Annotated in this window: 22 protein-coding genes and 2 riboswitches; of the genes, 17 read left to right on the top strand and 5 right to left on the bottom strand. The window is 43.1% G+C overall.

Features of this window, described 5'->3' with window-relative positions; genetic code table 11:
- Positions 1 to 124: 124 nt before the first annotated feature.
- Complete coding sequence (locus tag ACZ444_RS10425) at positions 125 to 1798, top strand: ABC1 kinase family protein (protein ID WP_382357687.1); 1674 nt, start codon at positions 125 to 127, stop codon at positions 1796 to 1798.
- 103 nt (positions 1799 to 1901) lie between these two features.
- On the opposite strand, the gene ACZ444_RS10420 is transcribed toward ACZ444_RS10425, so the two are convergent.
- Together ACZ444_RS10420 and ACZ444_RS10415 are read right to left on the bottom strand one after the other, a co-directional pair.
- Positions 1902 to 2108, bottom strand: a complete 207-nt coding sequence (locus tag ACZ444_RS10420; RefSeq protein WP_382357686.1) for a twin-arginine translocase TatA/TatE family subunit — start codon at positions 2106 to 2108, stop codon at positions 1902 to 1904.
- Positions 2109 to 2181: 73 nt separating this feature from the next.
- Positions 2182 to 2541, bottom strand: coding sequence for a Lin0512 family protein (locus ACZ444_RS10415; RefSeq protein WP_382357685.1), 360 nt, complete (start codon positions 2539 to 2541; stop codon positions 2182 to 2184).
- Between the two features lie 266 nt (positions 2542 to 2807).
- On the opposite strand from ACZ444_RS10415, the gene ACZ444_RS10410 reads away from it, so the two are divergent.
- From ACZ444_RS10410 to ACZ444_RS10400, 3 genes are all read left to right on the top strand, one after another.
- Positions 2808 to 3299 carry a QueT transporter family protein gene (locus ACZ444_RS10410; protein ID WP_382357684.1) on the top strand — a complete coding sequence of 164 codons (492 nt, stop codon included), beginning with the start codon at positions 2808 to 2810 and terminating at the stop codon, positions 3297 to 3299.
- Positions 3300 to 3364: 65 nt separating this feature from the next.
- On the top strand, positions 3365 to 3958 hold the full coding sequence (locus ACZ444_RS10405) for a DNA-3-methyladenine glycosylase (protein ID WP_382357917.1): 594 nt from the start codon (positions 3365 to 3367) through the stop codon (positions 3956 to 3958).
- A gap of 488 nt (positions 3959 to 4446) precedes the next feature.
- The gene (locus ACZ444_RS10400; RefSeq protein ID WP_382357683.1) at positions 4447 to 5910 is read left to right on the top strand and encodes a catalase; all 1464 of its coding nucleotides are present in this window, start codon (positions 4447 to 4449) and stop codon (positions 5908 to 5910) included.
- Positions 5911 to 6153: 243 nt separating this feature from the next.
- Here the strand turns inward: ACZ444_RS10400 and ACZ444_RS10395 are convergent, their stop codons facing one another.
- Positions 6154 to 7086 carry an NADP-dependent oxidoreductase gene (locus ACZ444_RS10395; RefSeq protein WP_382357682.1) on the bottom strand — a complete coding sequence of 311 codons (933 nt, stop codon included), beginning with the start codon at positions 7084 to 7086 and terminating at the stop codon, positions 6154 to 6156.
- A 179-nt stretch (positions 7087 to 7265) separates the two neighbouring features.
- A riboswitch (purine riboswitch) is annotated at positions 7266 to 7367 on the top strand.
- Positions 7368 to 7532: 165 nt separating this feature from the next.
- Between ACZ444_RS10395 and ACZ444_RS10390 the strand changes: the two genes are divergently transcribed.
- The 8 genes from ACZ444_RS10390 to ACZ444_RS10355 all read left to right on the top strand — a co-directional run bounded on the left by ACZ444_RS10390 (position 7533) and on the right by ACZ444_RS10355 (position 13579).
- Positions 7533 to 8123 (top strand): xanthine phosphoribosyltransferase, encoded by a 591-nt coding sequence (locus ACZ444_RS10390; RefSeq protein WP_382357681.1) that lies wholly within the window; start codon positions 7533 to 7535, stop codon positions 8121 to 8123.
- Positions 8124 to 8306: 183 nt separating this feature from the next.
- Positions 8307 to 8777, top strand: a complete 471-nt coding sequence (locus tag ACZ444_RS10385; protein WP_382357680.1) for a hypothetical protein — start codon at positions 8307 to 8309, stop codon at positions 8775 to 8777.
- Between the two features lie 35 nt (positions 8778 to 8812).
- Positions 8813 to 9895: an aldehyde dehydrogenase family protein gene (locus ACZ444_RS10380; RefSeq protein WP_382357679.1), complete on the top strand. Its 1083-nt coding sequence runs from the start codon at positions 8813 to 8815 to the stop codon at positions 9893 to 9895.
- 376 nt (positions 9896 to 10271) lie between these two features.
- Positions 10272 to 10571, top strand: coding sequence for a rhodanese-like domain-containing protein (locus ACZ444_RS10375; RefSeq protein ID WP_382357678.1), 300 nt, complete (start codon positions 10272 to 10274; stop codon positions 10569 to 10571).
- A gap of 288 nt (positions 10572 to 10859) precedes the next feature.
- On the top strand, positions 10860 to 11066 hold the full coding sequence (copZ, locus tag ACZ444_RS10370) for a copper chaperone CopZ (protein WP_382357677.1): 207 nt from the start codon (positions 10860 to 10862) through the stop codon (positions 11064 to 11066).
- A 254-nt stretch (positions 11067 to 11320) separates the two neighbouring features.
- Positions 11321 to 11812 carry a MarR family winged helix-turn-helix transcriptional regulator gene (locus tag ACZ444_RS10365; protein WP_382357676.1) on the top strand — a complete coding sequence of 164 codons (492 nt, stop codon included), beginning with the start codon at positions 11321 to 11323 and terminating at the stop codon, positions 11810 to 11812.
- Positions 11790 to 12752, top strand: a complete 963-nt coding sequence (locus ACZ444_RS10360; RefSeq protein ID WP_382357675.1) for an ATP-binding cassette domain-containing protein — start codon at positions 11790 to 11792, stop codon at positions 12750 to 12752. The genes ACZ444_RS10365 and ACZ444_RS10360 overlap by 23 nt, the downstream gene beginning before the upstream one ends.
- A complete protein-coding gene (locus ACZ444_RS10355; RefSeq protein WP_382357674.1) occupies positions 12752 to 13579 on the top strand; it encodes an ABC transporter permease in 828 nt (275 codons plus the stop codon). Before ACZ444_RS10360 ends, ACZ444_RS10355 begins: the two co-directional genes overlap by 1 nt.
- 242 nt (positions 13580 to 13821) lie before the next feature.
- On the opposite strand, the gene ACZ444_RS10350 is transcribed toward ACZ444_RS10355, so the two are convergent.
- A complete protein-coding gene (locus tag ACZ444_RS10350; protein WP_382357673.1) occupies positions 13822 to 14928 on the bottom strand; it encodes a M24 family metallopeptidase in 1107 nt (368 codons plus the stop codon).
- Between the two features lie 157 nt (positions 14929 to 15085).
- A riboswitch (cobalamin riboswitch) is annotated at positions 15086 to 15270 on the top strand.
- 126 nt (positions 15271 to 15396) lie between these two features.
- Here ACZ444_RS10350 and ACZ444_RS10345 point away from each other — a divergent pair.
- The 4 genes from ACZ444_RS10345 (at position 15397) to ACZ444_RS10330 (ending at position 19663) form a co-directional block, all read left to right on the top strand.
- A complete protein-coding gene (locus ACZ444_RS10345) occupies positions 15397 to 16380 on the top strand; it encodes an ABC transporter substrate-binding protein (RefSeq protein ID WP_382357672.1) in 984 nt (327 codons plus the stop codon).
- Positions 16352 to 17395: a FecCD family ABC transporter permease gene (locus ACZ444_RS10340; RefSeq protein ID WP_382357671.1), complete on the top strand. Its 1044-nt coding sequence runs from the start codon at positions 16352 to 16354 to the stop codon at positions 17393 to 17395. Before ACZ444_RS10345 ends, ACZ444_RS10340 begins: the two co-directional genes overlap by 29 nt.
- Before the next feature lie 48 nt (positions 17396 to 17443).
- Positions 17444 to 18850, top strand: a complete 1407-nt coding sequence (locus ACZ444_RS10335) for an ABC transporter ATP-binding protein (RefSeq protein ID WP_382357670.1) — start codon at positions 17444 to 17446, stop codon at positions 18848 to 18850.
- A gap of 135 nt (positions 18851 to 18985) precedes the next feature.
- Positions 18986 to 19663 carry a uracil-DNA glycosylase gene (locus ACZ444_RS10330; protein WP_382357669.1) on the top strand — a complete coding sequence of 226 codons (678 nt, stop codon included), beginning with the start codon at positions 18986 to 18988 and terminating at the stop codon, positions 19661 to 19663.
- 46 nt (positions 19664 to 19709) lie between these two features.
- Here the strand turns inward: ACZ444_RS10330 and ACZ444_RS10325 are convergent, their stop codons facing one another.
- Positions 19710 to 20507 (bottom strand): N-acetylmuramoyl-L-alanine amidase, encoded by a 798-nt coding sequence (locus tag ACZ444_RS10325; protein ID WP_382357668.1) that lies wholly within the window; start codon positions 20505 to 20507, stop codon positions 19710 to 19712.
- Positions 20508 to 20926: 419 nt separating this feature from the next.
- On the opposite strand from ACZ444_RS10325, the gene ACZ444_RS10320 reads away from it, so the two are divergent.
- The gene (locus tag ACZ444_RS10320; protein WP_382357667.1) at positions 20927 to 21658 is read left to right on the top strand and encodes a gamma-glutamyl-gamma-aminobutyrate hydrolase family protein; all 732 of its coding nucleotides are present in this window, start codon (positions 20927 to 20929) and stop codon (positions 21656 to 21658) included.
- Positions 21659 to 21837 lie beyond the last annotated feature (179 nt).

Here is a 21837-nt window from a genome sequence, read left to right as displayed (position 1 = left end):
GGATCTGCTCGCTCGATTCGTCAGAGTATCCGACAAGTTCTGTGTTTAAACGTTCAGCCTTAGGGAAAGGGTTGACTGTCTAACTCATGTGACACGATGATTTAAAAACGGGAGTTGGTGTAAAATGCTTGGAAAAGGCCTTCGACATACAAGGCGTTACCGGGAAATTATCAACGCACTGATTAAGCATGGGTTTGGTTATTTTCTGTCGCAAATTGGATTGACAGACCGCGGTACGGTGAAAAAGAAAGGCTCCACAGAAGAAAATAAGAACATGAGAAGTATGGGCAAACAGCTGCGGCTCACCCTGCAGGAGCTTGGACCAACAGCTATTAAGCTTGGGCAGATTGCGAGCACCCGCTATGACACGCTGCCTGAAGAAATTACTGCTGAACTCGAGAAGCTGCAGGATCATGCTCCCATTATCGATTTTGCGAACGTGCAGAATACGATTGAATCTGAATTTGATGACAGTCTGGATCATTTATTTACATTCATCAGCAGTGCCCCTCTGGCCACCGCCTCTATTGGTCAAGTGCACGCCGCACAGCTTTTAACAGGCGAAGATGTGGCTGTTAAAGTGCAGCGTCCGGGTCTTAAGCCTCAGATGGAAACAGATTTGGAAATTGTCGCTGGGATTGCTCGTCTGCTGGAAGAACGGATGGCTTGGGCCCAGCATTACCGGCTTACGGATATCGTGGATGAGCTTGCTATGACGCTGCGAAATGAACTTGATTACCTCATTGAGGGGCGTAATGCTGAACATCTGGCCGAACAGTCAGGACATCATATATACACGAAATTTCCGGAAATCTATTGGGATTTCACAACCGAAAAAGTGCTCACAATGGAAAATATAAGCGGTATTAAAGTCTCGGAAATTGAGGAACTCGATGAGAAGGGTTATGATCGCAAGTTAATTGCGAAACGTCTGTCAGATGCCATGCTGCGGCAAATTCTTGATTATGGTTTCTTTCATGCTGACCCGCATTCAGGCAATATTTTCGTTATGCCGCAAAATACCATAGCGTTTCTGGATTTTGGTGAGACAGCGCGGATTAGTGAAAAACTGAAACGGCATTTCGCAGCAATCATTGTGAACTTGTATCAAGGTGAGACAGATGCAATGATTAAGACCTTTACCAAAATGGATATCATAGAGGAGGATACCGATACCGAAGCGCTGAAACGTGATCTTGATCAGCTGCACCAGCGATATGAAAATGTCAAAGTTCGCAATCTCAGTCTGGGTCAGATTATTACAGGGATTTTTAGTGTTGTTAACCATCATCACATTAAAATCCCGACCGAAATTGTTATGATCAGTAAAGCTGTACTGACCCTTGAAGGTGTGCTGGGACGACTTGATCCAGCGTTCAGTTTAATGCGGGCGGCTGAACCTTATGCCCGCAAATTGCTGCAAAAGCGGTATCATCCTCGTGAACTTTTAAGAAATTCTCTGGCTGAAATTGGGGAGAATATCGATATTCTAACGGACATGCCCAGAGATTTGAAAGATGTGATGACGGCTGTCAAACGAGGCCGAATTGGTCTGGACATTAATGTTAAACACGTCAGCCAAATCATGCGTCGTCTTGATAAGATTACAAATCGTATTACATTCAGTATTTTAATGCTTGCTTTCAGCATTATTATGGCGGGCCTGATTATTGGGTATGCCGTTCTTGGTAAAAGCACGATTATCTGGGATTTGCCGATTATAGAAATTGGTGCTGTTGTGGCTATGCTCATGTTTATTCTCATGGTTATCATGATTATTCGGTCCAACCGCATGTAGCCGGGACTTAATGTTTGAGCATAAAAAGAACTGTTCCAAGTTATTATGGAACAGTTCTTTTATATGGTCAATTCTGCTTGATCGTATCAGTACAAAGGCAGTCTTAACTGTCAGTTTTCTCCTTCTCCTGCTGGTCTGCAGGAGACCGGCTATCGTCATCTGTAACCAAATCACCAGCAGACTGTTTAAATTCACGCAGTGTCTGTCCTGATGCTTTACCGATTTCAGGCAATTTTTTCGGTCCAAAAATGATCAGTGCAAGAACAACAATCAGAATCAGACCGGGTATACCGATATTAGCTATTCCCATAAGGATTCACCTCTTTTAAACAGTTAATACTATAATTCCCTGGAAACGCCAAAATATACATAAAGACTGTTCACTAGCAGCCAACTTCCACTACAGCATTCACAATATACATGACATCATTTTTGTCCTGCTGGTCTTCTAAATAAATGCCGCTTGTTGTTGCCATACCACCGTTCATGATATTAACAGTCACATCTCCATATGGAATGAGTGTTTTGATTTTAGCTGCATCCAATTGATCCTGGTCCTCAGGAATCGCAAGTTTGACAGTGATTTGCATGTTATCAAGGTTCTGATCTGGCAGCATGTTTTTGATACCGGGCATGGAGTTGTAATGGATGGCATTGACTACAGCCCGTTCTGATGCAACATTGACGTCCTGGCCATGCACATCGATACCCATACCTGTTTCAATGAATAAAATGGTCTCCATTAATTTAGCCTCCTGGAAGTAAGCTTGTTAGTCAAATGCAATTGTAGCCACTTTTAGCATCTATTCAAACTAAAAGCATTCATTTTAAGGTTTGGCAGTCATAACTTACGGGAAATTTAACCATTTACTTCTGGGCTGGATGGACAAATGACTTAGATGCACTATACATGGTCACAACTTTCAGGTATAATAGATTCGCTTTGAAGGATTTCTTCAAACCGTGGTTCGAAACCATCCCACGTCACAAAAACTAAGGAGTGACCAACGTGACTATTAAAACACTAGTCACCAATGCGCTTGTGGCCTCAGCATATGTCGCGGTGTCATTGGTTGCAGCACCTATTGCCTTCGGAAGCATTCAGTTTCGCATTCCTGAGATCTTTAATCACCTCGTGATATTCAACAAAAAGTATTTTTTCGGGATTGTACTGGGTGTCCTCTTGACTAATTTGTTCTCGCCAACGGGTATTTATGATTTAACATTCGGTGTAGCCCACACAGCACTGTCTCTTAGTATCGTTATATTTTTGGCCAAATTTATAAAACATAAGTGGACCCTGTTTATCATCAACACAATTGTTTTCACATTTATGATGTTTATCATAGCGTTTGAACTTTATCTGGCTGCTGACTTGCCATTTTTGTTCACCTGGCTGACATTGGCTTTAGGGGAATTTGGTATTATGGCAATTGGGATGCCAATTATGCATGCATTAAATAAGAAGCTGAATTTTAATTATCTGCTGGAAAAACGCTAACGTTATTTAGTGGATCAAAATTCATGTACAACCCAGACACAGGTGAAAGGGTGCTTAATCGGGATATGAGACCAAAATCACTGCCTTTATCATTTTATAGCGAGCCAACTCTTCAGCTGGCACAATCACTGCTGGGTCATATGCTGCTGAAGGAAACTGAAGAGGGACTGACTGGTGGCTATATTGTGGAAACAGAAGCATATTTAGGACCCAATGATCGGGCGGCACACAGTTTTAATCATCGCCGTACAAAACGTACCGAGATTATGTTTGGTGAAGCCGGCTATGTTTATACGTATACAATGCATACCCATTGTCTTTTAAATATAGTGAGCGGCGGCACTGATGAACCGGAAGCTGTATTGATCCGGGCTGTGGAACCTTATTATGGGCAAGATCTCATAGCACAGCGGCGGTCAAAGATTACGAAGAAAAAACATTGGACAAATGGTCCTGGTAAATTAACCAAAGCACTCAATATTACGATGGATGATTATGGACATAAACTCGATCAGCATCCACTCTGGATTGCTCGTGGAAAAAGTCTGGATGCAGCTGATATTGCTTCGGGACCGCGGATTGGCATTCAAAATAGCGGCGAAGCCAAAGCGTATCCATGGCGTTTTTGGGAATACTTGAATACTTTTGTGTCCAAGTGACAATGTTAAATGCACGGCATCTTAAATCAGAATGATAAGCATTTTTAATACACGTTATCAGCACGCAGCTTCTGAGCATCATGAAAGGAAGTTTGCGTGCTTTTATTTTAAATTGTTTTTTAACTGACAAATGCGCGCTTGCGCTGGATTTAAGAGTGCCAGACGAACTTGATAAACATTCTCAGTATAACTTGTTTGGTGATAATCAGCTAAAAGTGTTACAATATTTTAAAGATAGGAAATTCACGTTGAGCGAGCTTTCCAGCTAGCTGATTTTCGTGAATTTGTTCGCGATATGGCTATAGCAAAGAACTTATGACACTTTAGTTCTGAGTGCCTCATAGTTAGCTTAAAACCAGCGATACATAAATTGGACCGCTAGGAGTCGTTCGCTATTTAAAATGATTATTATAAAGTATTGACTTTAACCAGATATCTATTATAATAGTAAGCAGTCGAAAATCATTTAGGGAGAGGTGTTCAAGTACATGGGTAATGAAAAGAAACGTATCACAACTGCTTCCGGAGCCCCCGTTGGTGATAATCAAAATTCAATTACGGCAGGTGAAAGAGGCCCGACGCTCGTTCAGGATGTTCATTTTCTGGAAAAGATAGCTCATTTTGATCGTGAGCGTATTCCTGAGCGTGTTGTGCATGCTAAAGGCGCCGGCGCTTTTGGCTACTTTGAAGTAACCAATGATGAGATCTCTAAATATACCAAAGCTGATTTCCTGAGTGACAAAGGCAAGCGCACAGAGATGTTTGCCCGTTTTTCTACTGTTGCCGGTGAACAGGGCTTTGCTGACACTGTCCGGGATCCGCGCGGTTTTGCGTTGAAATTCTATACTGATGAAGGCAACTATGACATGGTTGGGAATAATACGCCTCTCTTTTTCGTTCGTGACGCGATTAAGTTTCCTGACTTTATCCATTCACAAAAACGGAATCCGCGCACAGGATTAAAAGATAAAGATATGGTCTGGGATTTCTGGTCACAGTCACCGGAATCACTGCACCAGATTACTTATTTGCATGGTGACCGCGGCATCCCTGCCACATATCGGCACATGAATGGTTATGGCAGCCATACCTATAAATGGGTCAATGAGCAAGGTGAGGCATACTGGATTAAGTATCACTTTATCAGTGATCAGGGCGTTAAAGGTCTTGATGTTGATGTAGCTGATGAGCTTGCAGGCAAAGAGCCGGACTATCACCGGGAAGATCTTTATAATGCGATTGAAAAAGGAGATAGTCCTTCCTGGACACTATATGTCCAAATTATTCCTTATGCAGATTACAAAACGTATAAATGGGATATTTTTGATGTAACCAAAACCGTTTCCCATAAGGATTATCCGCTTATTGAGGTTGGTAAAATGGTATTAAATCGCAATCCTGAGAATTTTTTTGCTGATGTTGAACAAGCAGCCTTCTCACCAGCAAATCTGGTGCCAGGTATTGAAACCTCACCTGATAAAATGCTGCAGGGCCGTTTATTCAGCTACTCGGATACACAGCGTTACCGTTTAGGAACGAATCATCAGCAAATTCCTGTTAACCGTCCGAAAGTCGAAACGAACCATTATCAGCGTGATGGCTATATGGCTGTAGATGGCAACGGTGGCGGTGATCCGGTTTATGAACCAAACACGATTAATGGACCGGTTGAAGATCGTTCAGTAAATGTTAGTCCTTTTGATGTCGATGGTATGGCTGATAGTGTCTCTTATACGAGTGATGATCATTATACACAGCCGGGAGATCTTTATCGTCTGATGAGTGAAGATGAAAAAGCCCGTCTCGTGCAGAACTTTGCCGACCATATGCGTCCTGTTACACGTGATGATATTAAACTGCGTCAAATTGAGCACTTCTATAAGGCGGATCCCGATTGGGGCGAGCGTGTGGCTAAAGAATTAGGTTTGGCTGTTCCCACGGGCGTTAAATAATTGACTTTAGCGTGTCAGCGGTCTATTAATTGTTGCAGTTTGCTAAGATAAATAACGAGAATGATAGGAGCAGCCGTTCCCACATAGAGGGGAGCGGCTGCTTTTATTAAGTGATTCGTCTACTTCGTTTTGATGATTATTTTTCCATTTGTTCTTCTCGCCCCGTATTGATCTATGGCAATTGCTTTCACATACATACTCATCTCATATTTACATTGAAAAACGACTGGTGCGATTAAGGCACTATTTTTCAGTAATGACAATCTTCCCTTTGGCATGGTGTGTTTCACTCAGCCGATGCGCTTCACGCAAACCTTCCTGTGTCAAGGGGAAGGTATGACCTATAATCGGTTTAACCTCACCTTGTTCCATCAATTGTCCTAATTGAGCGAGTTGTTTTCCATTCGGATTAAGCCACAGCGAGTCGGCTTTCAGCTGATTGGCTTCCGCTCGTCTCTGATCAGGTTCACCGGCAATCGACACCAGGCGTCCTCCGGCTTTTAGAATGTCATGACTTTTTTCGAGTATGTCACCCCCGAGTGTATCGAGCACAATATCGGCGTCTTGGACAACATCGGCAAAATCAGTTTGCTCATAATTAATAAATTCATCGACCCCTAATGATTTCAGTAAGGCTTCATTTTTGCCGCTTGCGGTGGATACAACATACGCACCAAAACTTTTAGCAATTTGAATTGCCAGGCTGCCAACACCTCCGGAACCTGCGTGAATGAGGACTTTATCGCCAGATTGAATCGCGGAAAAGTCTACTAGACATTGCCAGGCTGTCAAGCCCGCCAGCGGGACAGCTGCCGCATCCTGAAAGGAGATATCAGCAGGCTTTTTGGCTAGCAAATTGGCATCGATGGCTGCATACTGAGCATATGTCCCGTTTTCCATAGCTGGTCTGGCAAATACGTCGTCGCCTGCTTGGAAGTCTGTCACATTTGCTCCGGTATCACGAACAACACCAGCTGCGTCCCAGCCAAGTATTGCAGGAAACGGTAAAGGAATTGTGTCTTTCATATAGCCTTCACGGACTTTCCAGTCAATTGGGTTAATGGAGGTCGCATAAAGTTCAACCAGCACTTGATTCTCACTGATTTCTGGTTTTGGCATCTCTCTTTCTATAAGTTCCTCTGCTTTTCCATATTGCTCTATAACAACTGCTTTCATAGCACATGCTCCTTTTTTAGATATAACAATGTCGTTAATAGTCATTATAGACGAAATGCCTGTTCTCGCATAAGAAAGAGCTTATATAGCAGCGAATGGCGTTTCAAACAACATCGTTTAACAAGCACGATTGTTTCGGCTGGGGTTGATTTTGCAGTTCACCGTGTTACAATTTACATATTAATTGAAAAGTATCATTTCATATATCAGCAGGGATATGGCTTGCAAGTTTCTACCGGTTCACCGTAAATGAACTGACTATGAAAGAAAGCGTCGTACTGGTGCCGTTATCAATATAGCTGGCGTTTATCTTGTTTCGGATTGTTTAAACCCGGAAAACAAGCTTTCCTCATAGACGAGCGGAAGCCTGTTTTCCGGGTTTATTTATTGGGGCAGCTGTTGCTTAGCGGGACAACTAAAATACTGATTGCAGAAAGGTGATCATCATGCAGCGATTAAAGCAAAAAATTGAGAACGAGGGCGTTGTTGTGTCCGAATCTGTGTTAAAGGTTGATGGGTTTTTAAATCATCAGATTGATCCAATAATGATGCAGGAAATAGGTGAAGAGTTTACCTCTCGTTTTGCCAATGAAGGTGTTACAAAGATCGTGACGCTCGAATCGTCAGGCATTGCACCTGCGGTAATGGCAGGACTGTCATTGGGGGTTCCGGTTGTTTTTGCCCGAAAGAGCAAGTCCCTCACGTTGACAGATCACCTCTATAGTGCGGACGTCTATTCGTTTACAAAACAGGAATCAAACCAGATTTCTGTATCCACAGACTATCTTTCCAAAGATGATATCGTTTTGCTTATTGATGACTTTCTTGCTAACGGCCAGGCAGTGCTCGGAATGGTCTCTATGCTGGAGCAGGCTGGGTCGGCACTTGCTGGGATTGGCATTGTTATCGAAAAAGGTTTTCAGGACGGCGGCGCCATTTTGAGAAGCCGCGGCATTCAGGTGGAATCACTGGCCATAGTTGACTCGCTTGCTAACGGAGAAGTAACTTTTCGTGATGAGAAGGCCTCGTCGGAATAAAACCTTTCACTTTCTTTATAACATTTGCTTGTATGCGGTGCTATTGTAGTGCCGTTTATGGCAGCCAAATGTAATAAGCAAACTACATTAGTAAAGCTTCTCATTATGTTTCTTAAGTTGTGGAAAAATTCAAATGGTTATGTTAATATAAAATAAAATAATTCGAGATGAGGAGGACGTATGTTGCATGATACGGATGATGTCAGTACTTCCTTGATGAACATTTCTGCAAACTTTGAGGGACGTGTTATGAACCGGATTTATCCTTTTCATATCCTTTGCATCTATAACTCCCATGAAAAACAGGATTATTTGAAACGCTATGCAAAACGCGTTATTTCTGGCGCGAAAGATGACTTGCGATTGTTTAGTCATGAACAGGAAGGTGAGTCATTCATAATATCGCAAACATCCTATCAGCAAAATCAGGGGATTTTTTCCAGAATTCGTACTCAGGCAAGAGACGATGTATTTAACCGTATTGCAACAGGAATTACGGCATACTTTTTAAAGAAATATACGCATTTGATTCAATCATCCATGTCACAGCATTGGGTTTTGAGAAACCCACAGTTACTGAACACGTCAGTGCAAAAAATTAAGGTTCTCTTAAAGGAGAATACCTTTCTTGCTGAAGAAACAGCTTCAGGGTGATGGTCTGGTCGGATCGTGGGAATATCTTGAGTGGGATGAAACGCTGGCCGGTTCTGATGGCTGGGCCAGGGGTCCCCTATGGGGTTGTTCTGGGAATCAGCCCGTGGAATGCCGGATTGTTTACGTTCACTATTAAGGCCGCTTATGCACTGGCAGCAGGAAATACGGTCATTATAAAACCATCTGAACTGGCCGCTGTAGCTTCACTTCGCTATGGCGAGATTCTTTCAGACATTCTGCCTCCTGGTGTTATCAATGTGATTTCTGGTTTAGGCCGCGACATAGGCGATGCACTTGTCAGTCATGAAAAAGTGAACAAGGTCAGTCTTACTGGTTCTAAACCAACAGCAAAGGCCATTGCACATGCCTCTTCTTCCGATCCGAAGTCATTGATTTTTGAGCTGGGCGGAAAATCGCCCAATATTGTTTTTGCTGATGCGGATTTGGAAAAGGCGGCAAACGGCGTCCTAAATGGAATTTATACACCAAATGCTGGTCAAATTTGTGCCGCTGGTTCTCGTATATTGATTCAGCGTTCAGTTTTTGAAGAAATGTTAGCCCTTCTCAAAACGAAAATGACCTCTCCGGGGGCTGTCAAATTTGGAGATACACTGGATACAGCTAATAACATGGGACCAGTAGCAAACAAGCCGCAATATGATAAAGTGCGTGCTTTTTTGGCGAGGGGATTGGAGGAAGGCGCGGAACTCGTTTTTGGAGGCCGAAGCGCCGGCGAGACGCTATTACCCGATCAGCCAGTGTTTGCGGATGGTTACTGGGTTGAACCGACCTTGTTTAAAACAGAGAGCAATCAGTTAAGTATCTGTCAGGAAGAAATTTTCGGGCCAGTTGCAGTAGCCATTCCGTTTGATGATGAGGCTGAGGCTATACAAATAGCTAACGATACGGAATATGGACTTGCTGCAGGTGTTTGGACCAATGATCTGCAGCGAGCCCACCACATGGTGGAAAAGATAGAGGCTGGCAGTGTATGGGTTAATACGTATGCAATGGTTGGACCAGACTTGCCTTTTGGAGGCCTTAAGGGCAGTGGCTACGGTACCGATACGGTGCTCGAATATACACGAGAAAAAGCAAGTGTTATCAATTTTGGATAGTATAAAGACATAACCAGGGTACATCAAAAGGCTGATTTGACGTAATCAGCCTTTTTGTACGGCGCTATAATTTTGCTGTGCCTATAGCTTCGGGGATTAAAGACGTAATTTTCAGTTACTTCGATAACATTCCCCGGGAAATAATGCCTTAAAGACAACTTATTTTATTTTGTTATGTCAAATATGAAACAAGATATTGGAAAAATGGCATTCCATCCTCTATCATAAGACTTAGCGGCAGCTTAGGGATGATCAATTAGAATGGTGGATTGGTCAAAGTGATACTTGAATAACCATACGTGTCACTTTAGACAGTGCCATGATAAGATGGAAATTGCAGAAAGCCTGTATAAACTCAAGTTTAGGAGGCCACATTATGAAACAAATTGATATGACAACGTTAGAAGAAAAAATGAAGAATAAAGAAAACGTGAATGTTATTGACGTACGTGAGGATGATGAGGTAGCACAGGGGAAAATTCCAGGTGCCAAACATATACCCTTAAATGACATCCCGGATCGTCTTAATGAATTGGATGAAAATAGTCATTACTATATGGTTTGCCGCTCAGGCGGCCGCAGCGGCAAAGCAAGTGATTATCTTGAAAGTGAGGGCTATGATGTTACCAATGTTGACGGTGGCATGCTGGCCTGGAATGGTGAAGTCGAGAAATAAAGGGCTGCCATCAAAACAACTGCTAAAACAACTAAAGTCATAAATCTTTATAATGCAATAAGTTTGACCGTTAAATGGTAACAATGGGCATCTTATGAGTGTGTATGAAACGTGTTAACTAGTAAAGACATAAGTTATAAAGAGATCCTGTAACGCTAGTAATGCTTGTTAATTGAAATTGGTTAGCGGGCACTGCTAAAATTTAGTACAATGAGAGTGATTTTTAGGGAAAAGCCAGTTATTTGGAAAACCTTCCTATATTATTATCTTTAAAAGGAGTGACTAGATATGCAAACAACACTTAATGTCCAGGGCATGACTTGTGAACATTGTGAAAGCGCCGTAAAGGGTGCGTTGGAAAATTTGCAGGGCGTTCAGAGTGCTGAGGTGCATCTCGATACAGGAAAAGTTGATGTTACGTACGATGATGCGGCTGTAAGCATTGCTGCTATGCATGAAGCTATTGAAGATCAGGGTTATGATGTTGTCGCATAATCATAAAAACGGCTCCTTACTAGGGGCCGTTTTTTTATGGCATGGCAAATTTTAAAAGTTCAGCGACGGTTAATGCTTCTCTTTGCATAGCAGGATGGATCGGAAAACAGTTAATATATCAACGGAATAATGAATTGCTTTAAAGTCTATCTAAAATGAACACACCAAATAGCGCTTTTTGGTTTATCTTAGTCTGTTAATATGGTAAATTATTTAGTGTACGAAATATTCGTGTACGAAAAGGAGAAACGGGTATGGAACACCGTGAATTCTCACGCTCAGGCATGCAAACGGCTGAGCTTTTCCGTGAAATAAACAGTGTGTTAAATCAGCGCATGCGCCAGTCATTTCAGGAAGTAGGCTTAACACCGCCCCAAATGATGATTTTGCATTATTTATATAATCATAATGGATGTATGGTGAGTGATATCAGTCAGGATCTTCATTTGGCTGCCAGTACTGTTTCGAGTATATTGGATCGGCTGGAACGCAACGATTTTATTACCAGGCAGCGAAAGCAGGCAGATAAGCGCGTTGTGCAGGTAATTTTGTCGCAAAGAGCGCTCGACTGGAAAGACTCCCTGCGCGCCAATCTTGATGGGACGATGGAGCGTATGGTTCGGAACGCCACGGATGATGAGCTTGAACAGATTATCAGTGGTTTGCAGTTAATGAAAGATGTGTTAAATAGAAATATACAGACTGAGGAAGGGGAGGAGCCGCATGGAGACAATTGTGGAAGTTAATGATTTGAAAAAGACTTATAAAGATAAAGAAGCTGTCAAGGGCGTCAATTTTTCCGTTGAGAAGGGCGAAATATTTGGTTTTCTCGGTCCGAATGGCGCTGGTAAAAGCACCACGATCGATATGCTGTCAACCATTAACAAGCCAACCAGTGGTGATGCCATTATCAATGGTTATCATGTTGCTTCTGAGAAAGATCGTGTACGGGGAAGTATTGGCTTAATATTTCAGGAGTCAACACTTGATGAAAAATTAACCGCTAATGAAAATTTAAAACTTCATTGTCGTTTTTACAATGTTCCTAAGGAGAAACGGGAAGAACGTATTCAAGAAGTATTAGAAATTGTTGACTTAACAGAAAACCGCTATAAGATTGCAGAAAAATTCTCGGGTGGTATGAAACGCCGGCTGGAAATTGCGCGGGGGCTCCTGCATTATCCGAGGGTTCTGTTCCTGGATGAGCCAACTGTCGGTCTTGACCCGAATACACGTAATCATATCTGGGATTATATTCTGAAATTAAAGAAAAAAGCAGGGATTACGATTTTCTTAACCACTCATTCTATGGACGAAGCAGAACTTTGTGATCGTATAGCTGTCATGGATCATGGGGAAGTGATTGCTTTGGATTCTCCGGAAAAAATGAAGACAGATGTTGGTGGCGATATTATTGAAATTGAGACTGCCGATAATGAAAAAGCAAAGGCAACAATCGAAGCTGACTATAGGTTAGAGGTCAAAGAAAAGGATGGTATGCTAACGTTCCAGATAAACAATGGAAGTGAATTTCTCGTGCAGTTTGTAAAAGATTTCACGGTAGAAATTCTGACCGTTAATCTGCGACGTCCAACGCTAAATGACGTGTTTATGCATTTAACGGGACGTGGCATCCGGGAAGAAGCAGCACAGCCTGCTGAACAGACGAAAGGAGGAACAAACTGATGGAAGGCATTCTGGCTGTATGGCAGCGTGATGTCATTAAATTTTTCCGTGATATAAGCCGACTACTGGGATCATTTGCTATGCCATTTATGTTTTTAATTTTGTTTGGAAGCGGCATGAGTGGCGCAATGCAATCAATGATTGGCGGCAGCGGTGGCGGACCTCTGGCTGATTTTGACTTTGTCAAGTTTATGTTTCCGGGTATTATCGGAATGGTTGTGTTTACTAACTCGATATTTTCAGCGCTATCGGTTGTGCAGGATAAAGAATTTGGCTACATGCGTGAAATCCTTGTATCACCTATGTCCCGTGTATCAATTGCGATCGGAAAGGTACTTGGAGGTACAACGGTAGCCGTTATTCAAGGATTAATGATGCTTATTTTCGTACCATTTATTGGTGTTTCAATAAGCTTTCTCATGGTTGTGAAATTAATTCCAATTATGTTCCTCGTTGGCTTTACCATGTCATCAATTGGCCTTCTGATAGCGAGTCTGTTAAATTCAGCACAAGGTTTCCAAATGGTATCCCAAATTCTATTATTCCCAATGCTGTTTTTGTCCGGTGCACTGTTCCCATTAAATGGAATGCCGGCATGGATGGATGTTATCGTTAAAATTAATCCGTTAACTTATTCGGTTGATATGCTCAAGAATGTTGTATTACAGCCAGGTACTCTGAGTGAGCCGATGCAGGAAGCGATGGGACTTAACTTAGACTTATTTGGACATACGATTTCACTCACAGGCGATATCCTGATCGTTCTTGGGATTGCAGCTGTGTTTATTGTATTGGCTACAGTAAGATTTGCTAAAACAGAAGCGTAGGTCTTCATATATACCGCTGATGCAAAGCTCATGGAAAATATAACAGCCCAGATTTACAACATACTTGGCGAACGATTAAACCCAGGCTCATATAAACGAGCTGGGTTTAAATGTTTTATTTAGACGAAAATGACTGGAAACTAAACGGCTGTTGAAAACAAAAATAGCGTGGCCTTCACTGATGATCGTGAGGGCCACGCTTAGTTTATTGACTGGGTTAGTCTAACCAGCATTCAAATAGTTTATAGAACTTGCAGCTCTTTAGGGAATGTGGTCAATACGTCTGCTTCTCCGTTCTCATTGATATAGACCTCGTCTTCAATGCGAACACCGCCGAAGTCAGGAATGTAAATCCCGGGTTCAATTGTGAACATGAGTCCATTTTCAGCTGCAGCTTCATTATTTTCATGCAAGGATGGCTCTTCATGCAGTCCGATGCCAAGTCCATGGCCGACGCGGTTATTGAAATACGCGCCATAGCCGCTGTCGTCGATAACGTTTCGCGCTGCAATGTCGAACGTTTTAAGCGGAACACCGGCTTGTACAGCATTGATGCCAGCTTGATTGGACTTTAGCACGATGTTATAAATGTTGCGCTGTTCCTCGGATGCTTCACCGATAACAAAAGTCCGTGTCATGTCGGAACAATAGCCTGCATTTGTCACAACGCCGAAGTCAATCAGTAAAAAGTCACCATTCTGAAATGCGCGGTCTCCTGGTGTGCCATGCGGCATGGCTGTTTTTTCACCTGCAAGTGCGATGGTGGAGAAGGAAGGCCCCGCTGCCCCAAACTGTTTCATGAGGTATTCTAACTCAGCAGCCAGCTCCGCTTCTGTCATACCGATTTTAACCTTTTTAATTCCTTCAGTAAGGACCTTTTCGCTGATGGTTACAGCTTCCTGCATCAGATCAATTTCACTTCTGGTTTTTTTGAGCCGTTGCTTGTTTACCAGTGGCTGGATATCAGTATAAGACGCATCAGGAAAAACATCCTGTAAGCGGCGATGACGGAACATACTGACTACATTCATCTCAACGCCAATCTGCTGAATGTTTGTTCCCAGTTCTGCTTGCAGCTTATCAAATGGGTCTTCTTCATCAGAAATCGGAATAATTGTTTTAATGATTGATTCATTGTCGGCTATTTCTTTATCCAATGCTGGAACAAACAGTCTGGATGTTTGCTGACGGCCATCTAATACCAGTGCCATAAAACGTTCATGCGGATCAGAATTAAACCCTGTGTAATAGAAAACATTGGCCGGGTCAGTGATGATTGCTACATCAATTTTCTGCTCCTGCAGGCTGTTTTGCAAGGTTATTAGCCGTTTTTCGTAGTTTATTGCCATTTTTGGACCCTCCAATTCGTTTGTCACCATTATAACATGAAACGATTAATCCCGCTTAACTAATCGAATTCATTATACATACAGATCAATTTTGCTGATCGACAAAAACCGGGAAGTGACAGGCACCTTGTAAAGATGTATAATAGAGTCAGAAAATAATTTCATTTTGGGCACAGGTGATTTCGTTTTGTGAAATCTTGAAAGGGAAGCTGGTGAAAGGCCAGCGCGGTCCCGCCACTGTGTTTGCGAGCGAGCTGCGATACCACTGACATGTGAATGTATGGGAAGGTGCAGTGAGTGATGACCATGAGCCAGGAGACCTGCCTGTTGTCTTTTGAACACCAGAGCCTGCGAGGAATAGGAGGGTGTAGAGGGACAGGTATATCAAACTGCCCTTTTACATAACCATCTTCATTTTTCGTGAAGATGGTTTTTTATTTGTTTTAATTTAAATTAAGGGGGATTAACGTGAAGAAAAATTTGGCCTTTACATTATTAGTGATGGTTATGATGGGGCTGTTAATCAGCTGCAGTGCAGGGGATTCTACTGCAGATGAGGGGACAGAAAATGCAGATGAAGACGCGACGCAGACAGATGCAGGCGATTCCGATTTTCCGTTAACGGTAACAGATGCACTTGATAATGAGATGACGATTGAGGCGAAACCTGAACGGATTGTTTCATTAATTCCAAGCAACACAGAAATTGCATTTGCGCTCGGATTAGAGGATGAAATTGTTGGCGTAACAGATAATGATGATTATCCTCAAGAAGCACAGGAAAAAGAAAAAGTGGGCGGTATGGAATTGAATGTGGAAAAGATTATAAGTCTTAAACCAGACCTAGTGCTGGCCCACGCTTCTGCTGAACAAAATTTTAAAGAAGCGTTAAAACAGATCCGGGATGCGGATATTAATGTATTTGTTGTTCAGGGTGCGCAGCAAATTGACGAAACGTATGATACGATTAATCAAATCGGTGAAATTACGGGTACCCAAGAGACAGCTGAGGATATTGTCAGCAATATGCAAGAGGAATTTGCTTCGCTGATTGATAAAACCGATTCCATCAGTGATGATGAGCGGAAGTCTGTCTTTTTTGAGGTAGCACCTGCACCAGACATGTTTACGGCGGGTGAAAATACGTTTTTCAATGATCTGCTGCGCGTTGTGAATGCTGATAATGTTTCCAAAGATCAGGATGGCTGGACGCAGATTGACCCAGAGGCTGTTGTGGAACTTGATCCGGATGTCATTATAACGACATATGGAACGGATAATGATCCTGTCGAACAAGTAACCAATCGAGACGGCTGGGAGGACATGACGGCCATTAAAAATGATCAGGTTTATCAGATTGATTCAGATATTGTCAGTCGTCCCGGGCCTCGATTAGTCGACGGTGCAAAGGAGATCGCTAAGGTTGTCTATCCGGAACTTTTTAAGGAATAAACATTTAGTTGCCTATGGATTGGCGCTAGCATTTTTAGTGATAGCGGTTCTGACGGCTGTGTCTGTTGGCACTGTATCGGTCCCGGTTTTGGATATTATTAAAATAATTGGTGCACAGATTTTCCGTTTGCCGGCAGCTGATGATATTGACCCAATGTATGTGAATATTATCTCGGAAATCCGTTTGCCCAGAGTGCTCCTTGCAGGACTTGTCGGAGCATCTCTGGCGATTGCCGGGGCGGCGTTTCAGGGACTTTTGCAAAATCCGCTCGCGGACCCGTATATTTTAGGTGTTTCATCTGGAGCCTCTGTAGGTGCTGTAGCTACCTTGTTTTTTAACGTGTCAATCCCTTTTCTCGGACTTTATACGTTACCTGTGCTTAGCATCGCGGCTGCTTTACTTACGATTTTGCTTGTCCTGTTTTTTGCACGTCGTGTAGACCGGTCGATGCGCGTGGAAACAATTATTCTAACAGGAATTATATTCAGCTCCTTTCTGGGGGCTTTTATATCGTTAATTATTGCCTTGACAGATGACCAATTGCAGCAGATTATGGGCTGGCTGCTTGGAAGCGTCTCCTCCCGTGGCTGGCGTTACATTGGTATTATGGTTCCGTTCTTTATTTTGGGAGTTTGTCTGCTGTTAATGAACACCCGTGAATTAAATGCCATGTCCTTTGGTGAAGAAAGGGCACAGCATTTAGGTGTTGATGTTGGAAAACGCAAATTGATGATTCTTGTGGCTGGGTCGATCGTTACTGGTGCGGCTGTGGCTGTCTCTGGAGCCATTGGTTTTGTTGGATTAGTCATTCCCCATTTAACACGACGGTTATGGGGACCTGATCATGTTCATTTGCTGCCTCTCTCAGTCATTATTGGTGCTGGTTTTTTAATACTGACGGATCTGATATCCCGGACGATTATATCACCAACGATTCTGCCAATTGGTGTGATCACCGCATTAATAGGAGCTCCCGTGTTTGCGATTATTTTAATGAACCAACGTCAAAAGTAACCATTGGCATGACACAAAAACAAGGCACAGCAAAAGAAGGAGGATGTCATGTTAAACCTGCAGCATGTTTCGGGTGGTTATGATGATCAGCCGATTATTCAAGATCTCAGTTTTTCTGTAACGCGTGGCGAATTTTTTGGGATACTGGGACCGAATGGCAGCGGAAAAACAACGCTGTTAAAAATGATTAGCGGCCTTATTCCCACTGTATCTGGCTCTATTCAGCTGGCGAATGTGAGTATAGCCAGCTTTTCACGAAAGGCACTGGCACGAAGAATGGCTGTTCTTCCTCAGTTCACAGCTCAAGTATTTTCCTATACGGTCCGGGAAACGGTGGCATTGGGGAGATATGCCCACCATCAGGGGATGTTTCAAACCTGGACAGCTGAGGATGAACAAGTGCTTCAGACAGTCATGGAACAGACAACGACTAAAGCATTTGAGCATGAAGATGTGCAGGCATTATCAGGCGGCGAGCAGCAACGTGTGTTTCTTGCTCAGGCTTTAGCCCAGCAGCCAGATTTATTGCTGCTCGATGAGCCGACGAATCATCTCGACCTGGCTTATCAAAAAGAACTGCTCGATTTATTAAAAAAAGACGTAAATGAAGATGGCCTGACAGTTGTATCCATTTTTCATGATCTTAATCTGGCAAGTTTGTACTGTGACCGTTTGTTACTGCTGCATGAGGGCCAAAAGCAGGCCTTGGATACACCGGATAGCGTGTTGGCAGAGGATTTGATTCAAGACGTTTATCAAACAGATGTGACGAAGCATCCGCATCCGGCTATTGCAAAACCACAAATTCATTTGCTGCCAGATGCTGCTGACACAGCGACAGACACTGTCATCATTGATTCTTCCTTTTTGCATATACAGTCAGATCATCTTGTTCTTGCTGCACCAGCCCCATTGCGAACACTAGCACTTGGTGCATGGGGTTCTGGCATCGGTTGGAAGCAATATTTTGTGAACTGCCACATGTCAGCGGGTCATGCTTGTCCAGATACTGAGCGGGACATGCAGGAATATCTGGATGAATACCAGTTTGACTCGTCACGCACAGTCAGTATGGCGACAAGTGTTCAGCCCGGGCAAGCTGTCTCCGTTTTTCGAAAAAACGAATACATCTCTGTTTTCACGGTTGCTGCAGCCAGCGGAGGCGGAGAGCAAAAGAGCGTCATTCTCTGGTTGTTTATCAATGGGCATTTAGCTGATGAAACACTTATCCAGATGTTGGCGGCCGCAGCTGAGGTCAAAACTTATGTGCTGCAGGAATTGGCTGTCCGCGCGGAAAATGGAAATTTCCCTTCTTCAGCTAACACGTTTGACCGGCTTGCGGCAGCCGCTGTGCAACAGGGCGAAACATTGTCAAAGAATGCTCTCGTCGCGCTGGAGGACTTAATCCGGACAAGCGTTTATACAGCAACGACACAAGCAATTCAGCGTTCTTGAGGTGTGCTGCATCAGGTATAAGATTCAGCTGTCCGTGACGCTGCTTTTAGTTAACTTATTCACAGGTCATTTTCAGCTGTACACTGCCGTGATATGATAATTAAAGATTCTTTTAGATTGTTGGGAGCTGACAATGTGGCTATTTTAACGAATGATTGGGCGCCAATCATGGAAAAAGAATTTCAGAAAGATTATTATTTAACGCTGCGTTCGTTTTTAAAACAAGAATACGGTGCACACACGGTTTATCCGGATATGTATGATATTTTTAATGCGCTGCATTATACGGATTATCAGAATACGAAAGTAGTTATTCTCGGGCAGGATCCATATCATGGGCCCAATCAGGCACACGGCTTGAGTTTTTCTGTTCAGCCGGATGTCACCATACCGCCATCATTGAAAAATATTTATCAAGAGCTGAACGATGATATCGGTCTGCCTATACCAGAGCATGGATGTCTAACCGACTGGGCGAAACAAGGTGTCCTTCTTTTAAATACGGTGCTGACGGTACGAGCCGGAAAGCCAGCATCTCATCGCGGCCAGGGCTGGGAGCATTTTACCAATGAAGTGATCCAGCAGGTGAATGCGAAAACAGATCCGGTTGTATTTATCTTTTGGGGAAGACACGCCCAGGCTAAGGAGTCACTTATTACCGCGCCGCAGCATCTTATCATTAAATCCTCTCATCCAAGTCCGTTTTCTGCGCATAAAGGATTCTTTGGCAGTCGTCCTTTTTCGCGCACAAATCAGTTTTTGAAAGAAAATGGCCGCGCGCCGGTTGACTGGCATGTTAGCCCGGCGAGATAAAGCGCGGCCGACTGTTAGAAAGCCAGTTGAACCGGAAATAGCCGGATCAGCTGGTTTCCTTTATAATATAGGCATCACTGACATCGTTGGCTTTTACCACTTGCAGGTATTTCTCCGCATTCTGCCACTTAGCAAAAGCACCAGCTTGAACACGGTGCCATGTTTCACCAGAAATCGTGACTGCCGCAATATAGGCTTCTAATCCATTTGATTTCAGGTGATCAGCCCGTTTTTTGGCATTGGACTGTGATCTGAAGGACCCGGCTATGATTTTATAAAATGTTTTCGTTTTTTTTGTCTGTTTCAGGTTAAAGATCGCAGCAAGTCCATTAACGTGTCCTTGTGCTACTGTTTGCCGCCAGGCTGAATCTTTCATTAATGCCGCATCTTCTGGGTTGTCAATAAAGCCATTTTCCGTCAGGAGAGCCGGCATAGTCGACTCACGCAGCACATGAAAATTGGATTTTTTTGTACCACGGTCTTGCAGCTGATTCACCTTTAAAAGGTTCTCATGCATTGTGTTCTGATGAGCCGCTGTGGTTGAAGAATCAGTTAAGCTGCTGTGAATATAATCTTCATAGCCATCAGCCGATCCGTTAAATGAATTGGCATGAATGGATAAAAAGTAGTCAGCCCCCCAGTCGTTTGCTTCATCTGTCCGCTCCGTGAGACTTTTTGTCGTATCGTCAGAGCGGCTCATGCGTACATGGGCGTCAGGGTAGTGACTTGTTAAAATGGAACGGATCTTGCGGGCAACATCCAAATTAAACGTTTTTTCATTCATCCCGTTGCCATGAGCACCTGCATCTGAGCCGCCGTGTCCTGGATCTAAATATAATTTCATTAGTAATTCCTCCTTTTCATGACAGTATATTTTCTGGAAGCTGCTCACTCGTGGACACCTTGTTCAAATAGAACAAAATTGAGAAACATACCATCGGCCAAATGCTGACAGAACGGTTCGCAAGCTTATGGTCTGTGCTGTTTCTGCTGATTTGTAAAAGGTTCCTGTGAGACTTCCTATATAAATAATCGTTTAAGCTGAAAATAAAGGGGCAACAGGTCCGACTATTTTCCAAGTTGCATTCTCTTAGCATTTATGTAAAAATAAGGGTTAAAATTATCTGAATAAAAATAAAAATCCGGTTATGAATGACAATACGACTGGCATACGCCGATGGCAATTTGGTTTGCATAGTTATCAACTGGCTGCTAAGAATAACGGTTATAGACTTAAATGAGCAACCTAGAAGGAGCGGCCAAATGCAACAGTTTACCAAACCTGTAATAGGCATTACCAGTTCGATTGTCAGTCATAATACGATTAAGAGTCTTAATGTGCATGAGAGATTTATCCGCACGGTCATACAGGCTGGAGGTGTTCCGATTGTCATTCCAAATGGTACTGACGATATGCCTGAGACATGGATGTCGATGTGTGACGGCTTGATTTTAAGCAGTGGTGAGGATGTCGATCCAAATTCGTACCTGGAAAACCCTGATCCTCAGTTACAAAAAACGAATGTGAATCGGGATAATACAGAAATAGCGCTCGTTCATTGTGCAGAAGAACAAAAAAAGCCGATCTTCGCTGTATGCAGAGGTATTACATTGTTAAATGCTGCTTTAGGGGGGACGGTTATTCAGGATATTGGGACGTGGTTTCCACAAGCCATCCAGCATTATCAGCTGGCAGAAAGATATGAAGCGACACATGATATTCAAATTGAATCCGGAAGCTGGCTGCAGAAGATCACAAATTCTACAGGAATTCGGGTTAATAGTCACCATCATCAGGCCATTAACAAACTGGCTTCTGGTTTGAAAGTGACGGCTAAAACGCCCGATGGCATGATTGAAGCAGTCGAATCCAGTGATGCCGCCGCTGTACCCCTTTTTATGGGTGTTCAATGGCATCCAGAGGCAATGGCGCGTGTTAATCCGACAATGCTGGAACTGTTTAAATCATTTGTTATGAAGTGTACAAATACCTAAGGGGGTGATTATCATTCAGGAATCGTCACAAGATAATCATTTAGTCTGGTATGCGAGTTTCGGCTCTAATTTAAACCGGGACAGATTTCTATGTTATATTAAAGGCGGACAACCACCAGGCTCGGACAAGGTAGAGGATGGCTGCCGTGATCAGTCGCTCCCAGTTAAAGAGCGAACGC

This window comes from Lentibacillus kimchii, from assembly GCF_055381965.1.
This window is presented reverse-complemented; position numbering and strand designations above follow the sequence as displayed.